This window comes from Paenibacillus tabacirhizosphaerae (assembly GCF_040812395.1).
In the GTDB taxonomy this organism is placed as follows: domain Bacteria; phylum Bacillota; class Bacilli; order Paenibacillales; family NBRC-103111; genus Paenibacillus_E.
Map to the genome: position 1 here is coordinate 454,630 of NZ_JBFNXH010000002.1, position 16,791 is coordinate 471,420.

Genomic DNA, 16,791 nt, shown 5'->3' on the forward strand with positions numbered 1-16,791 from the left:
GGAGGACAAAAAGATGGATGGACGAGACTGGAAGAAATTTCTCCTGCCTTATGAGCAATCAGTAGAAGAGTTAAAAGTAAAATTCAAGACGTTGCGGGGCGAGCTTAAAAGCAGGGAAGAATACTCCCCAATCGAGTTCGTTACGGGCAGAGTTAAGAAAATTTCGAGTGTGCTGGAGAAAGCTAAGCGGTTGAATGTTCCGATGGATCAATTAGAATCCGGTATTGAGGATATTGCAGGCATTCGCATCATGTGTCAATTCGTAGAAGATATTGAGCGCTTGGCAGATCTTATTCGAGCAAGGCAAGATATGAGTGTCGTCTATGAGAAGGACTATATCACGAATAAAAAACCAAGCGGCTATCGCAGCTTTCATATTATTATTGAATATCCGGTGCAAACAGCCTTGGGCATGAAACGGATTTTGGCCGAAGTGCAAATTCGGACGCTCGCGATGAACTTTTGGGCTACGATCGAGCATTCTTTGAATTATAAATATAAAGAGCAATTGCCTGAAGATGTTAGGAATCGATTAAGTAAAGCGGCTGAGGCAGCGTACTTATTGGATCAGGAAATGTCCAGTATTCGCGGGGAAATCGTGGAGTCTCAGAAAATGTTTGAAGACCAGTCGAATGTGGTTAATAAAGTGTTGAACTACATTCAGGAGCTCTACTTTTACCATCGCGTTCGGGAAGCTGCTCAATTTCAACTGCGATTCAATGAGATCTGGGAATCGGATGATGTCTGGGCGTTGAATGATCTGGCTTCAGAAATTGAAGCGGCGATTTCTAGAGCCAAAAAAGGAGATCAGGCTTAATTCTATGGATGCTTATGACCGCTTGTACGTTGCCTATTTGTACTACTTCAATGAAGCGCGGGATTATTTTGAATGTCATGAAGTGATGGAGGAGCTTTGGCTGGAGGAAGGCCGAAGCCGTTTATATCAAGGTCTACTGCAGGTTGCAGTAGGCCTTTATCATCATGCAAATGGTAATGTAAGCGGATCCATTAAGTTATTTTCAGCGGGTCTCGATAAATTAACTCCATACCCGATTCATATGCTGGGGATAGATTTGGGCAAGCTGCAACATGACAGCCGTCTCTATTTGGAAAAGCTGCTTCGGTTCGAAGATGAGCCGTTTGCTCCTTATGACATCGACATTCGTATCATCGATGAGGGACTTCAAGCGCTTCTGGAAGAAGTGAAAAGCCATCCGCCTGTTCATCAAGAGGATGGGGAAGATTAGGTCTAGGCAACTCATCGATATTTACAAAAACGTTACATGAAGTTAACAATCTGTTAAACCTTCTCTAGTAATCTATTGAATGACATGATGAGAGAGAGGGTTTGGGTAATTATGAAAAAGTTGAAATTAATAGCAAGTACAGCGCTAGTATCGACGCTGCTGCTTCAATCTGCTGCGTGGGCGGCAGAAGATGTCCTTCCGCTGCGCAAACAGTTAGAGGGTGGCGGTGCAAAGGTCACGTGGGAAGCGAGCACGCAAACGGCTTCATTTACACTAGCTAATGGCGTGAAAGGTTCCGTAACAGTTGGCAATAAAGAGTATGTCTTAGACGGAAAAAAAGGAAAATTGGGGACTGAAGTAAAACTGGTGGATGGCAGCACGATAGCGCCGGCTGAATTGTTTAAGGCTATTAATGAAGCTGGGAAAAAAAGCGAAGATAAACAGCCGCTCTCCACAGTTGTCAAGGTAAAAGCAGACGCGGAGACAGGCGTAGTTGAAAGCGGCAGCGATGCGGCCGATGACCCTGCTATCTGGGTACATCCGACAGATGCGAGCAAAAGCAAAATCATCGCGACGAATAAAGGCGGCGGTGTTCTTGTTTATGACTTGAATGGGAAGCAAGTTCAATCGTATACCATTGGTAAAATGAACAATATTGATGTGCGTTATGGTTTGCCGCTAGGCAGCGGGAAAGTAGATATTGCTGCAGCAACGAATCGCACTACCAACACGATTGATGTATTCTCCATTAATCCGGATACAGGTGCGCTCACGAGCATTGTGGACAAACCGATTAAGTCGGAAATGGGAGAGGTTTACGGGTTCAGCTTGTACCATTCCAAACGTACGGATAAATTTTATGCGTTAGTACTGGGAAAAAAAGGTGAGTTCGAACAATACGAGCTGAAAGATAATGGCAGCGGAAAAGTAGAAGGCAAAAAAGTACGCGACTATAAATTCGAGACACAGGCTGAAGGATTAGTGGCCGATGACGAATATGGTGTCATGTACTTGGCTGAGGAAGATGTTGCGATTTGGAAAATGAGCGCGGAGCCGGATGGCGACAATAAGGCAGTAAAAGTAGCGGGAGTAGATGACAAAGCGCTCACTGCTGATATTGAAGGCTTGACGATTTATTACGCAGCAGATGGCAAAGGGTACCTGTTGGCTTCCAGTCAAGGCAGCAGCACTTATGCGGTTTATAAACGCGAGGGCAAGAACGAGTATATCGGCAATTTCTCCATTGTTGACAGTGACAAGATTGATGGGACTACAGAGACAGACGGAATCGATGTTGTTGGATTCGGTTTGGGCAGTGCCTATCCGAATGGGTTATTCGTAACCCAGGATGATGAGAATATTGAAAATGGCGTGAAAGTAAACCAGAATTTCAAAATGGTTGCTTGGGATAAGATTGCCAAAGCTTTCAAGACTCCTCTAACCGTAGACAACACTGTGAATCCACGTCAATTCGTTAAACGTGAGTTGAAATAGATTTCGAGCAAAAGGACTATGCAGCAATAGGTGCATAGCCCTTTTTTTGTATGTGCGATCATAGAGGACCACTCTCGTTGTGATTGTCCAGCAACCCCAGCTGTTTGGCTAATTCGATGAGATTATGGGTGTTGTGCTTTTTGAGTCGGAACCATTCCAAATAAGGGAACTTGCCTTTTATCGTTTTGGTTGCTTTGCACAGTTCATTGTTAACGGATTGTTCATTATAAAAAAGGGTGTCGGCGATTTCCCGTCTGGAATAGCCTTGGTCAAGCATGTTCATGATCTGGAATTGCGCCGGGGTGATCTTCTTCTTCAGATCTTCATGATGCTGCTGAACCATGCGGCTCATCAATTTACCGGCGGATGAATGATGCAATCCTGATTTGCCGGTTATAGCTGAACGGATCGCATCGGGAACATCGGCGAAGTGTTCTTTCGTAATATAGTTAGTAACCCGGCCGTAGGCGACAGCGTGCGCCATGATATCTTCAGTATCCAAGGAAGAGAGCACGATAATTTGCAGATCGGGGCGTTTGGATTTAATTTCAATCGCGGCTTCGATGCCGTCGTAGTTTTCGTCGGACAGGTTCAAATCCAGCAGCAGAACATCCATCGGCACGGAGTCAACCGCTTTAACCAATTGATGCTTGTAGGAGGCTACGCCTGTCACTTCAAGATCAGGCTGACTACCGATATAGTCAGCGAGCAGCTTGCGGAAAAGCGGATCATCTTCGCAAATGAAAGTTTTAATAGATAGCATAGAACTTTTCCCCGATCTATACGTTCATGGACATGTATGTTGTCAACCAAATTCTAAAGGAAGCCCGCGTGTCCGCTTCGTAAAAGTTTATCGTTATCCTTATTCAATATATAGGATTTGGAAATCGTTAACATGGGTAGAAATTCCTGTTTTGTAATTAGCTGTTGTCAACGCAAATAGCCGTTAGTTGTAATTGTGGACGATGAAGCGGAGGCTGTGGCAGACGAATAGGATTCGAAAGCGAGTATCGCTCCAAACCAGGTGAAAATGAGGCGAATGAGGGAGAAGGAGTACTCGAAGATGGGGAGGTGAATAAACAAATGATCCTTATCTTATGTACGCTATGGAGATTGGCATTCATTTATCCATGATTACCAAAGAAAAGCAACGGGAACTCCCGCTGCTTTTTTTTGGATAGTTAGCCTTTATATTTCTGGAAAAATGCTTTGAATGTTTCCGGTTTATTTCCCCCGGAGGATCCTGCTTCAGGAACTCCGCCAACGATACGGTCTACTTCGACACCGTCTTTGTAATAAACAAGCGTTGGTGTGGAATCCACTTTATATTTCTGCCAGCCCTCTTTAAATTCTTCCAAATTGAATTGTTTGACATCGATTCCGAGTTCTTTTTCCATCGGCACGAGCACAGGGGTAGTTATTTTGCAATGCGGGCACGTAGAAGCATAATAGTACTGGAAAAAGGTCTCTTTGTTTTTCAGTCTTTGATCCAGGTCTTTGGGCAAAATGACATTCTGATAGTTAGGATCGTTCAACTGTTTCACGGTTTCTGGATTGAGCTTAGAGACGGAAACTCCATATGGATTGTAAGCGTAATCTTTGTCGGACGACTTGGTAGATTGCTGATTAACGAAGTATAAACCGCCGAATAAAATAACGACAATGCCAAGATAAATAAGCAGCTTTTTCATTACACACCTCTTATATGTATATACTTTCTAGTATTCTTCTAGAAAAAGTATAGCATATCCTTTCGGTATTTTGAAAATAATTGGCTGTTTGGTGACAAGTCAGCTATAATACCGATAGGTTATTCGGAACAGTGTGAATGGAAAGGGAAAGATGAAGCATGAACAACAAACTGCCGGCCGCATTTACTGAGAAAATGAGTGATCTACTGGGCAGCGATGAGTTTCAATTATTTATGGATTCTTACGATCAGCCGCGAGTCTTTGGGTTAAGAGTGAATACGGCAAAGATTGGCGTTTCTGAATTTGTGGAGAAGAGTCCTTTTGCCGTAAGTCCCGTGTCTTGGGCATCTGAAGGATTTTATTATGAAGAGGGCGAGAGACCGGGCAAGCATCCTTACTACCATGCTGGCTTGTATTACATTCAGGAGCCCAGCGCAATGGCGCCGGTTGAACTGCTGCAAGTTCAGCCTGGGGAGAGGGTGCTGGACCTATGCGCGGCGCCAGGCGGGAAATCCACTCAAATCGCTGCCAAGCTTCAAGGGGAAGGCGTATTGGTTGTCAATGACAATCATTCCGACCGGGTTAAGGCGTTGGTCAAAAACCTGGAGCTTTTCGGTGTCCGAAACGCAGTCGTGCTGAATGAAAAGCCGGAGCGGATGCTGAATGTTTTTCAAAATTATTTTCATAAAATATTAATCGATGCCCCCTGCTCAGGAGAAGGCATGTTTCGTAAGGAAGAGGACATGATGTCCCAGTGGCAGCGCCACTCGGTGACAGAGTGTTCGATCATGCAGCGCGAGCTGCTTGGTCAAGCGGCTCAGATGTTGGCCCCCGGCGGGTTGATGGTGTATTCGACCTGCACGTTCTCTCCGGAGGAAAATGAAGCTCAAATCGCGGAGTTTTTGGACAAGCATCCGGCGTTTGAAGTGGTGACGATTGAGGGCTTTGAGCCTGGACGTCCGGCTTGGGTTCGTGCTCCTTGGTGTGCGGAAGCTGCCTATTCGGATCGGGCCTTAAGCGCTGTGGGCGGTACAGCGCGGTTGTGGCCGCATCGATTGAAAGGCGAGGGGCATTTTGCCGCCTTGCTGCGTAAGCGGGCGGATGATGGGGTGAGTAGTGCCGAGGAAGTGAGGAATGCCGAGGGAGTGATCGGTGCCGGAGGAGTGAGAGGTGTCGAGGGAGTGAGGCGTGCCGAAGGAGTGAGGGATGCCGGAGGAGTGAGGGATGCCGAAATCCTGTCGGCATCAGCAGTAGGGAAGCGCAGCGGACGGGAGGCGCTGCGGCGCGGTGGCCGCGCGGAACCGCCTCGCGCGGCTGTAAGTCTAGAGCCGCTCCAGGCGTTCGCTCGCGAGCTGCTTCGCAGCGAGCCTTTCGCCGCTTCGCGGCTCGTTTGTTACGGCGACCACGCATATGCGTCGCCGGCGGAGTTGCCGGAGCTGCACGGACTGAAAGTCGTGCGGCCTGGCTGGTACATCGGCGCGTTGCACCGCGGCCGATTCGAACCGTCCCATGCGCTAGCCATGGGACTGCGGTTGCAGGAAGCCAAGCGAGTACTGAGCTTGGCTTTGGGCGATGCGCGAACCCTTCGCTATTTGAAGGGTGAGACGCTCGAAGTCGCGGAGAGTGAAGTGCTCCGCGACGCTGCAGAGACCCAGGCAGCCAAAGGCTACTGCCTGGTCTGCATTGAAGGCCATCCCGTCGGCTGGGGCAAGTGGCACGATGGGATGTTAAAGAACGAATACCCGCCTGGTTGGAGGTGGACCTAATCGGTCATGAAACAAACACAACGGCTCGATAAAATACTCGCCCACATGGGAATCGGAACGCGTTCTGAACTCAAACGCCTGACCAAAGGCGGAGCGATTACCGTCAACGGCGTCAAAGTGAAAGACAGTGGGATGCAGGTTAATCCCGATAAAGATCAGATCATGGTTAACGGAGAACCTGTTGTATACCGTGAATTTGTCTATCTTATGCTGAATAAACCGCAGGGGGTTGTTTCTGCGACAGAAGACAATCGTGATCGGACGGTTGTGGATCTTTTAGATGCTGAATATGCACCATTCGAAGTATTTCCCGTGGGCCGATTGGATAAGGATACGGAAGGATTATTGTTGCTGACGAATGATGGCAAGTTAGCCCATAATCTGTTATCTCCGCGCAAGCATGTGCCCAAAACGTATTTCGCCAAGGTGGAGTGGGAAGTCGGGGATACGGATCGTGAAGCTTTTGCCCAAGGGGTGACCTTGGATGATGGGTATGAAACGCTGCCAGGCCAATTGAAAGTTCTCCAAATGGGCAGTTTGAAGGATGGGCAGCCCTCGGAGATCGAGTTAACCATTATGGAAGGGAAATTCCATCAGGTAAAACGGATGTTTCAAGCAGTTGGCAAAACAGTCGTTTATTTAAAACGGATATCGATGGGTCCTTTGCAATTAGATGAAAACTTGCGATTAGGGCAATCGCGAGAGTTGACCGAAGACGAGCTGCTCTCCTTGCGTCACGCGCATGAAATCGCAGATCGTGAAAACTAGGGATTGCTCAATATCCCATTTTGTGGTATTTTTTATATAAAGGATACAAAGTGTGCGTGCGGAAGAACCGCCCATGCTGTCGCGAAAGCTTTTTGCGACTGCGGGGTGGTTTTTTGTTGTCATTTTTTGGAGGTAAATGGAGAAAAAAGGTAGACGTTTTCAGAAATGTTATGCCATGCTACCCATAATAAGGAAGTCACATTTTGAATCTGGTAAGGAGCATAACCTAATATAAAACGGAAGAGGCGATACAATAATGAAAAAGAAAATCCTTACGCTTATGAGTGCGCTCACTTTTGCAGCATCCACTGGTTGTAATGGGACCGAAATCGTTGCGGCTAGCAACACCGCAGGTACTGTTGTAGATAAAGCAAAGAACTCTGAAATAACATTTACGGACGTTGCTGGACATTGGGCTAGGGAGGCCATTGAAAAGGCAGTTCAAAAAGGGTATGTGGATGGCTACGAAGATGGAAGTTTCCGTGCTGATCATAACGTAAGTCGAGCAGAGTTTCTTAAAATGGTTCTAACAGCTTTGAAAGAGCCTGTAAACAGGAGTTCTTTAGGTGCAGAATGGGCAGCACCTTATATCGCAATTGCTAAAGATAAAGGAATCCTTTTGGATTCGGATTTTCAGCTGGACAAGTTCAACGAGCCTATCACTAGATTGGAAATGTCGCGGATAGCAGTTCGGGCTACTGACAAAGATTTGCAGAATCCGAACATGCATATGGATGATAATTCATTTATGTATAATGCGACAAAGAAAGGTTTGATACAGGGGCTTGCCGGTGGTGAATTGGGCACTGATAAGTCGACTACCAGAGCGCAGTCAGTGACAATTATTGAGAGGATGCTATCTGTCAAAGCTGGTGTGCAGCTGGAGGTAGATAAGTACGCTGTTGGCAATGCGGAGCTCGCGTTGAAGAAAACGAATATTTTTTCGATGATTCCAGAGTTTAGTGGCCCTCAAAGTACTTATACGTACTGGTCTCCGGATAAACTTACGATCACAACACCTGATGGTAATTTCAAAGGTTCAATTGATCAAGTTGTGGCCATTGATTTGGAAGATCCTAATGATCCTCATCGGGATATGCTGGGTGATATTAATGAATTGCATTGGGATGATGGCACCTATCGTGTTGGTACACTTAAGCCTTTGGTTAAGGACGCTCTTCACAGTTACGTGATTCTGGTAAAAAGTCATGTTGACTATAACAACGATACTTCTGCATATGCAGAGAATGAAAATCCCAGCTTAAGCATTTATGGATTTACATCTCCATATTCTTCCCCAATGATTGACGGGAAACTATCAACACTTGCTCAAGTATTCAAAAATGTCCGGGGCGATATGAACGCTTTTATCATACCAAAACAGGGTTCTACGGCACCAAGAGGTATCGATTTAACCATATCCATTCCTGCAAGACCTCCTGTATCTGATCAATCACACACAATCACTTCGATTCTGAATATAAAAGAGTAGTTCATATAAGAGGAATGGGAAGTGGGTGAGATCATGCAATTATATAAACCGAAAGTCAAAAAAATAATCAACTTACTCTTATTGGTAATAATGCTTTTTGAATCAGGACTTACACAGTATCTAAGTGATGAATTAAGCAAAGCGTTTGCAGCATCTATGGGAACATTAACAACACCGGTAACATTTTTACAAGGTGGAGCAACTCTATCTACTAGCGGAAAATATTATGCTAGAAGTAATTATCTCTCTGGCGGAACCGTAAACATCACTAGTGTACCAGCAGGAAATGTTATTAAACGCATCCTTCATAATGGTCAAGATGTTACACCACCAGCAGCTATTGGAGTCAAAGCTTACTCAGGTTCTATTAACGATACCCATAATGGTGTACAAAGAGTTGTCACATCTGTAGGTAACGCTTCGGGAACAAAAGGTTATTACGCATGGTATCGGTATATTCCCGGTGGATCTCAAGGTTCGAACTGGTATGCAGATGTCCCGGACAAAAACGGGAATATGGTAAAGATAAGCTGCGGCCCCGATGATTTCGGACCAGCTGTTTATCACCATTCATCTAGTGCAGATACAGAGAGAATCAAAGGTCATGACATGCCAACGTTACCAGGTTGCAGCACAGCAGATTTCTCTGATTTACAGGTCATTAGTTTACATGGGCAGAGAGATCCAGATAAAAAATTCAAACTAGATGCCGGTGGTGATGTAGAAGACTCTGTAGTTACTGGCGTAACTGCTACCTCTGCCCAAGTTAATCCAGATCAATCAGCGGAAATTCCCGGTCCAGATTCTCATCACAAAGGATATCCAAGACCTGATATTATCTCTGTAGCAGGTGTAACACCAAATGCCGATGCATCAGGTCAATATCGCGTTACTTTCCAACAAAAGTTTATAGATGTTGTTGAACCCGATTTTGAATCATCCTACGAACTTGGAAGTCCCCCCAACGGAGCAAAAGTCATCACATACTACGCCGCCTTCATTGTAGACCTGAAGGGCTACACATATGAGTACGACGGTAATGTTACCGTAGAGTACGAACCGCCACCAAATGGCTACAATATAAGCAACGTATCCCTAACGGGTCCAGCTTGTGTCGAAGTAAATCACGCAGCAAATTTCACCTTTAGCTTTACGAACACGGGAGCAACAAACATAACAACACCGTTTGCTGCTAAAGTCATGATTGATGGCGCGACATATCAAACTTTTAACTATGATCAGTTAAATTCAGGACAGAGCAAAACGGAAACTTTCTCTAAATCATTCGGTGGTACTTCAATTTATGGTGTGACCATAGTCGTGGATACTATTAGCGGAGAAACGAACCCAAATGACAACAGCAAAGGCATTTCGGTTTCACCTGTTGCTTCTTGCTCTACAACCCCATCATCAGGTCCAGAACTAATTACTGGAACATTAAGCGTTCGCATCCCATCCATCGAATTCGGAACACAAACCGAATACATCGACATGAGCAATGTCAGTGTATCAGGAGGTAACAATTGCCAGTTAGCAACGGGTACCATGATTTACACGCAAGGCTCTGTTAAGTGGCCTCACAATCTAAGTCAGAGCGGCGATTTCGAAGATGGCTTCCAGCCAACCACTTACAATGGAATAGGAGCGGGTAATGTCAGTGTGCAATATGACATCACGACCACTTGTGGGACGAAAAAAACCATCGGTCCGGGAAATTTCAACATCACGATCAATTCGGGAATTGCTCCACCGGTGTTTCAAGCTGCATGGTTCGATTCCCCGTTCTATTCGGGCTATAATACGCCAATAACGATGATACCAATCGGAGAAACGATTAGCTTTGGCTTGATTCGCAAGCCGGCTACTGCTTTAGATCCCGGTACCCCGTACGATCCGAATGGGGCAGCGGTGATGTATACAACGGATATTAACACGAATCCGGATCCATGGATCAATCGTTTGTTTGCGGTGAGAGGGTATGGCATTCATGATGATCATTTTTCAAATGTTTTAGCAGATGCGAAGGGCCTGCATACTGTTAGCATGAGCGCGATAGATGATAGGGGAGCCGTGGCACCCTCTCAACAGGTAACAATTTCAATCGTTGACCCCAATCCAGTCCCCTTAATATATTTACCTCCAAAAGTTATTGAAGGCCGCCCTTTTACGCCAGACATTAGTTGTGCAAGTAGTTATAGCCCATATCGGGTAAGAACGATTGCAAGCTGTGACTGGCACGGTACTAAACGCAGTGTATACCCCACATTTGGAGATTACCCGATTTTGCTTGATGTTACGGATAATACAGGGATGAAGTCCTTATCCCCCGCACTAGATACCTTGCATGTTTTGGAAGACTTGCCCCCAAACATACAGGCAAATTTACCGTCAGTTGGCATTCGGGGCTCGGCTATGAATGTGTTGGATACGACTTTCAGCCCGGATGGCGATACGATTGTACAGCATACGGACACCATTACTTGTGATAGAAACCAGAACGGGGATTTTACGGATGACCCGGTTGTTACAGTATTACTTGATGCAACAGGCAAGTTCAGTTATATGCCTAGTGTTGTTGGAAACTGCAAGCTCCATGTCTTTGCGCAAGAAGATTGGGGGAAAAATAATAGTAAGGATTTTGATTTTATCGTAGTTAACCAACAGCCTGTCGTGGAAGCTGCCATTACTGGAGAACAGCCCAATCCTTCAAGCATTTCAGCGATCAAATATAATATGAAAGACCTATTAGACATTTCTAAGTTCAAAGTTGATGATTTTACAAACGTTTCTAGATATTCGGGATTGTATTATGACCCAAACGAGGATGCTCTTGCCGCACCTGATCGATCAAATATGCTTTATCTTGCACCACAAAATAGTAATGTAATCGCCGACAATAATTATCTCCGGACTAGTTATTATTATTACCATAATAGTTTTCATCCGGCATTCGGCATTGAAAATAGAGTCAATGAACATGTCTGGTACAATCAAGCAATCGATTGGGGGTGTGAGAATGGTTCGTGCTATCCGTCAAATCCGGTCGATCTTTATATCTATAATGATCAAACGAACTTGGTCACTGATGTCACAGCCCCGAGAGCTCCCGGAAGTTTTTATGGGGGGACAGGGCAGTTTCATGTAAATCCAGAAAAGGATCAAGTAGCATTTATGGCTTACCCTAGCTGTGATGAAAAGTATGCCTACAACGCAAGTAACCCTGCTCCTTGGGATCAGTACAATTATAAGTTTTCTGAGCTGATGACGAGTTCGACTACGGCATTGTCAATGACCAGTGGCACCTATTATATGTCAGACTGCAAGAGCACGTCCCCGCCTCCAACAAATCCATTCTCAGATCGAGATGCTGCATTGAGTTCAACTTCAGCCATTCCGTTTAACTATGAGGTTAGGAGTTCGACAGGAGTGATCACGAAGTCAACTGAGCCTCTTGTCCAAATGAATCAATCTACGGATAGGTTAGGAAATCTATTTGTTATCTATAATGCAATCACTTTCAGCCAGCCTGACAGGGATGGGGACACCTACCAAATTTATAATACTCAACTTGAGAAGTTTGATTCGAGTGGTCATTTCATATGGAGGTCGCCGAGGATTCTGTCTAACCCCTATAATGATTGGTTTAATAAGGAGATTATCTATCCAAAGGTACAGTATGTTTCATTGGATAATTCCAAGATTTTAACGTCTGATGGCATTTACGATAACAACACGGGTGCATTTCTGGGCGCGTTACCGAATTCAAGCAAGTATACGGATTTTTCTAAAGTGTTCGATGACATTCTATACTATCAAACTACAACGGGAAGTTACCTGCTCTACAATTTGAAAACAGGGGCCGCTACGGATACCACTTACGCTGGTGACATTTCCGCTGACGGTAAGATTGTAGCCTATAACCAGACCACAAAAATGATTGATGTGGCCGATATTTACACGGGTAGACTCTTGTACTCTGTACCGCTGAATGCTCCTAATGGATTTCAAACTTATATGTCAACCGGGAGCGATGCAAGCGATTATGCGATGGATATTTTCATGACTGGGGATGGGAAATACAAGGTCAGACACGCAGATCATCGTCCATCCGATTCCTCCAGTTATGATGTTTTTGGCGCTAAGACAACGCCTCCTATTAGCGCCCCGGCTGTATCATTTAGCTATGGGAATCTGACAGACAGAAATCAGACTTACCTGGATGGCAGCTTGTATCTTTCCATGAGATATGTGCGTGATAGTTATAATGATTACGGCGGAGCGGGGATTACATTCAGGGCGCAGGATCATCAAAATATGTATCGTGCGGAATTAACAACGAGCAGCGTCGTCCTTTCTAAAATTGTAAATGGTTCAAAAACGATTATTAGCAAGCAGTCCAACCCGTTGGCGCTGGGCGAATATGCTGCTTTAAAGGTTCAAACCAAAGGCGACAGAATTAAAGTATATGTGAATGGTGTGCCATTCATAAATGTGCAAGATGCTACTTTTCGATCAGGTGCGCAAGGGATATTTGCAGAAGCCCCTAATATTTATATGAAAGGATTTCGCTCCGAATCCTACGAAGCGTCGAATACGGACGTTGAGAATACCGTCATCGTGGGTACAGAAATTACGTATACGTCCAAATTTACAGATCCAGAAAACGATCCTTCCATTCCCGATTTGAAATTATGGACATATACCAACACGGCACCTGAGAAATTTTTAGATGCAGGGGATGGATATTCTGACACCCATGCAACAAACGCTTATGTTAACCACAAGACGACTGGAACTATACCAATTCTTTATAAAGTTGGATTATACAAAGTTGATTATGAAGAAACCGACGATCCGGCTCCTGCCGCATATCGTTACCCGAATCCCATGTATAAAGATTTCCGCATGGCGGCCGATCCTGCGACGAATATGGTTATTGTCCATCGTCAGCCGTTTGCCCCTTTTACAGCGGCACAAGGCGCTGATTATACCATTACGTATGATGATCATAGTTACGATCCGGATCGCTGGTTAAGCCCATCGAATTATTCCGCTGAAAAAGCCGAGTATGCAACAAACCGTGGGGTGTACCAACACCGATACAGCTATACGACACCAAGCGGAGATTTATTTAGCGGGAAACTGGTGCGACCAAATGAGAAAGGCACCTATACGCTCAGACAAGCGGTAGCGGATGAATATGGAGCGTGGAGCGACTGGTACGAAGTAGACTTACATGTTGATGTATTACCGCCTAACAACCCACCAAGCATTGTTTTGACGTTCCCTAACGGAACACAAAATAATCCGTCGTATGTAGATTCACTCACACCGATTGTCAAGTGGAATCAAGATGATCCGGATATCGGGACTACATTCACCCAAGCGCGAGTTCTGGTGAAAGATGAATTAGGAAACACAATCATTGACCGCACATTTCAACAAAATACAACGTCCACAGATGGACTGTGGCAACTAGATACCAGACTTTCACTCGGATCAAAATATCAAGTCCAGGCGATGACTCAGGATGATGGCGGCAGTTGGTCTCCATGGTCTACGATCGGCTGGATGATTTCGAATCGCCCGCCTGAGGCAGAGATGACGGTTCCAGACGGTACGCAATCAGCGCCAACTATTTTTAACACACTGCGGCCAACGCTGCATTGGAAGCAGACGGATCCTGATCCGGGGACTGTTTTCACCTATTTCCAAATTCAAATTACGAATGAAGCCAACGACACAATGATTCTCGACTCTGGCCAATATGATCAAGGGTCAAGTTCAACTGTCGGATCATGGCTCGTGAACACCGACCTTCCAGCGGGTCAGAAGCTGCGCGTACGTGTACGTGTATATGATGGTTATGTTTGGTCCAGCTACTCAGAACAGACTTGGATGGTGCGTGTTGTTCCTGAACAATCTGCGTAGAAATGCGCAATAAAATCAGGGGGCCGAATAGGCCTAACTTTGTATCGATTTAACAGGGGAAGCACCTGTTATGTTAGAAGATTGGCTAACATTCCCTAATCCTCCGATATGCATGAGGAAACACCTTTTCTGATGTATAGAGCTCGGTGAAGTCGGTGAAAACTGGACCTGCGAAGTGGTTAAGGAAGTAATCGGGGGGCTATAAATTGACTATGCTGAGTATGACTTCCCAGAAGAAGTTTGACGAACCTTTGAATGTACGGCTCGAAAGTTTGAGGCATTCGAAAGAATAAGAAGAATGTTGCCCCGTTACTGGGGTGTTATCGAGGATAACTATTCATCCATAGATTATCTTTACTAATTCTAGCAAGGATTAGTGTCCTTAGCCCTCCAATCAGGGGCAACAGGATGGTAACCGGGTCAAAGAAGGCAGCTAAGGTTAAATGCAAAGCTAAGATACAAGGAACAGCAGAACGACAGAAGGAAATGCGAAGAGCAGGGGTGCTCGATGTTCCTAAACAGTGAGGAAATGCCTGTTGAATCTGTGGGGCAGCAGCCCGTAGTAGTCTGAGAACGGGAAAGCCGTTCACTTGGCGAAGGGGCATAGTCTAAGATCGATTGATCTTAGATGGAACGCCGTATGCAATGAAAGTTGCACGTACGGTGTGAAGGAGGGGAAAAGGAAATCCTAACGTCAAGCCGAGGATCATCCTTACCTATTCCAATTATGTGAACAGAGCTCCGATCGCTGATTTTGATTGGTCGCCTAAACCGGTTTGGGAAGGGGATACCGTATATGTAACCAACGCTTCGATCGATCCGGATGGAGATGCTTTAGCTTATGAATGGAAGGTTCAAGTGCCAGGCGGAACGGTTAGCACCTTTAATTCAAAAGATCTCGCGTATCCGTTTAAAGAGTCTGGGATTTACAAAGTAACCTTAGTGGCTTCAGATGGATATTTATCGTCCACAACAACTAAGAGCATTATGGCAGCGCCTCTAACGATTCACTCAGACGTCAACTACACGGATCATTGGTTGAAGCTTCACGAGAAAAGCGGTCACCAGACGGTGCTGGCACCGAAAGATTTTTACTCGGGTGAAATTTTCGTCGTTTCCAGCATCTCCTCACCGGCACCAGTCGATGAAGTTACGGCATGGCTAGACATCTCAGGCTTAGATGGCCGCCCTCTTTATGTATCTCAAACGTTAAGCGCAGGAGGCGGAGATGGGACAGTATTCAGAGGCGATCTGTTTGATGCTAGATTTCAATCGTATACGGAAGGGATTCCCGAAGGGCAGCACAGTATTCATTTCCAAATTCGCTACCGAAACGGCGTCGTTAAAACAGAGGAAATTCCAGTGAATATTATTGGGAATGTCAATAAATCTGTAGGGGTTCACAGGGTTCAATAGCCGTTAAGGCAGTTATCTTCAGATAACTGTCTTTTTTGTAAATAGGATGAATGGAAGGGCTTCCTATGGTAAAATAGTTCAAAAAAGAGACAAGAGGGAGAGAGCATATGAAGTATAAATTGATCGCGCTTGACGTGGATGGCACACTTTTAAATGATCAACACTTGCTGAGTGAGCAAACCAAAGAGACGATTCAGGATATTCATGATCAAGGCTGTCATATTGTCCTTTGTACGGGAAGAGCGCCTGCTAGTACGCTGCCTATTTTACAGGAGCTTGGACTTGAAGGGACGATGATTACTCATAATGGCGCGGCAACGGTTCACGCGGATGAGAGAGGCCAATCGTTGGTGAATGAGGTTGCTTTTACACTGGGCGAGATTCAGCCGATGTTGGACTATGTGAGACGGGAAGGCATTCATTTCGACGTGTGCACGCCGTTTAATATGTACATTGAGAAAATAGGCGAATATGAGAAACAGATGTATAAGAAATTCCTGATCAGTCCTAAGCTCGTAACGGATGTGTCGGAAATTGAGCTGCCCATTGTGAAATTTACGCTTTTCGCCCAGCCGGAAGTGCTGGATCGGGTTCAGCAGGAATGGGAGGACCAGAAGCTTTATGGCGATCTGCGAATGATTCGCAGCGGCGATTTGTTTATCGATGTGATGAGCGACAAAGCGAACAAAGGTAATGCGCTGAGAGACTTGGCTGCAACTTTAGAGATTGATGCCAGCGAGGTTATGGCCATAGGCAATTATTATAATGATTTGGAAATGATGGCTTTTGCCGGATTAGGAATCGCTGTTGCGAATTCGCCGGAAGGCGTGAGGGATGCCGCTGACGTTGTGACAGCCTCGAACAACGATGACGGTGTTCATGAAGCGATTTTGAAATATTGTTTATAGAAAACTAAGTCCCCGAAACCCCGACATCGGGGTTTTTGTCATTTGCTCATATAATTGGCGGTTATGGGACAATCTACA

General features: G+C 45.3%; 11 protein-coding genes. 9 read left to right on the forward strand and 2 right to left on the reverse strand.

The features are described from left to right. Window positions 1-13 precede the first annotated feature (13 nt). The 3 genes from yjbM to ABRS97_RS05080 all read left to right on the forward strand — a co-directional run bounded on the left by yjbM (window position 14) and on the right by ABRS97_RS05080 (window position 2,741). Complete coding sequence (yjbM, locus tag ABRS97_RS05070; RefSeq protein ID WP_367811814.1) at window positions 14-817, forward strand: GTP diphosphokinase; 804 nt, start codon at window positions 14-16, stop codon at window positions 815-817. Window positions 818-821: 4 nt separating this feature from the next. Further along, a complete protein-coding gene (locus ABRS97_RS05075) occupies window positions 822-1,247 on the forward strand; it encodes a DUF309 domain-containing protein (RefSeq protein ID WP_367811815.1) in 426 nt (141 codons plus the stop codon). A gap of 111 nt (window positions 1,248-1,358) precedes the next feature. Continuing rightward, window positions 1,359-2,741: a phytase gene (locus ABRS97_RS05080; RefSeq protein WP_367811816.1), complete on the forward strand. Its 1,383-nt coding sequence runs from the start codon at window positions 1,359-1,361 to the stop codon at window positions 2,739-2,741. A gap of 58 nt (window positions 2,742-2,799) precedes the next feature. Here ABRS97_RS05080 and ABRS97_RS05085 read toward each other — a convergent pair whose 3' ends face one another. Next, complete coding sequence (locus tag ABRS97_RS05085; protein WP_367811817.1) at window positions 2,800-3,504, reverse strand: response regulator; 705 nt, start codon at window positions 3,502-3,504, stop codon at window positions 2,800-2,802. Window positions 3,505-3,922: 418 nt separating this feature from the next. Further along, complete coding sequence (locus ABRS97_RS05090) at window positions 3,923-4,432, reverse strand: thioredoxin family protein (RefSeq protein ID WP_367811818.1); 510 nt, start codon at window positions 4,430-4,432, stop codon at window positions 3,923-3,925. A 158-nt stretch (window positions 4,433-4,590) separates the two neighbouring features. Here ABRS97_RS05090 and ABRS97_RS05095 point away from each other — a divergent pair, with 158 nt between their 5' ends. From ABRS97_RS05095 to ABRS97_RS05120, 6 genes are all read left to right on the forward strand, one after another. Then, entirely contained in the window at window positions 4,591-6,198 is a 1,608-nt protein-coding gene (locus ABRS97_RS05095; protein WP_367811819.1) for an RsmB/NOP family class I SAM-dependent RNA methyltransferase, read from the forward strand. Window positions 6,199-6,204: 6 nt separating this feature from the next. Beyond that, window positions 6,205-6,966: a pseudouridine synthase gene (locus ABRS97_RS05100; RefSeq protein WP_367811820.1), complete on the forward strand. Its 762-nt coding sequence runs from the start codon at window positions 6,205-6,207 to the stop codon at window positions 6,964-6,966. 256 nt (window positions 6,967-7,222) lie between these two features. Then, window positions 7,223-8,458, forward strand: coding sequence for an S-layer homology domain-containing protein (locus tag ABRS97_RS05105; protein ID WP_367811821.1), 1,236 nt, complete (start codon window positions 7,223-7,225; stop codon window positions 8,456-8,458). 21 nt (window positions 8,459-8,479) lie between these two features. Then, window positions 8,480-14,389, forward strand: a complete 5,910-nt coding sequence (locus tag ABRS97_RS05110) for a hypothetical protein (protein WP_367811822.1) — start codon at window positions 8,480-8,482, stop codon at window positions 14,387-14,389. Window positions 14,390-15,118: 729 nt separating this feature from the next. Then, entirely contained in the window at window positions 15,119-15,805 is a 687-nt protein-coding gene (locus tag ABRS97_RS05115) for a PKD domain-containing protein (protein ID WP_367811823.1), read from the forward strand. A 107-nt stretch (window positions 15,806-15,912) separates the two neighbouring features. After that, window positions 15,913-16,713 (forward strand): Cof-type HAD-IIB family hydrolase, encoded by an 801-nt coding sequence (locus tag ABRS97_RS05120; protein WP_367811824.1) that lies wholly within the window; start codon window positions 15,913-15,915, stop codon window positions 16,711-16,713. Window positions 16,714-16,791 lie beyond the last annotated feature (78 nt).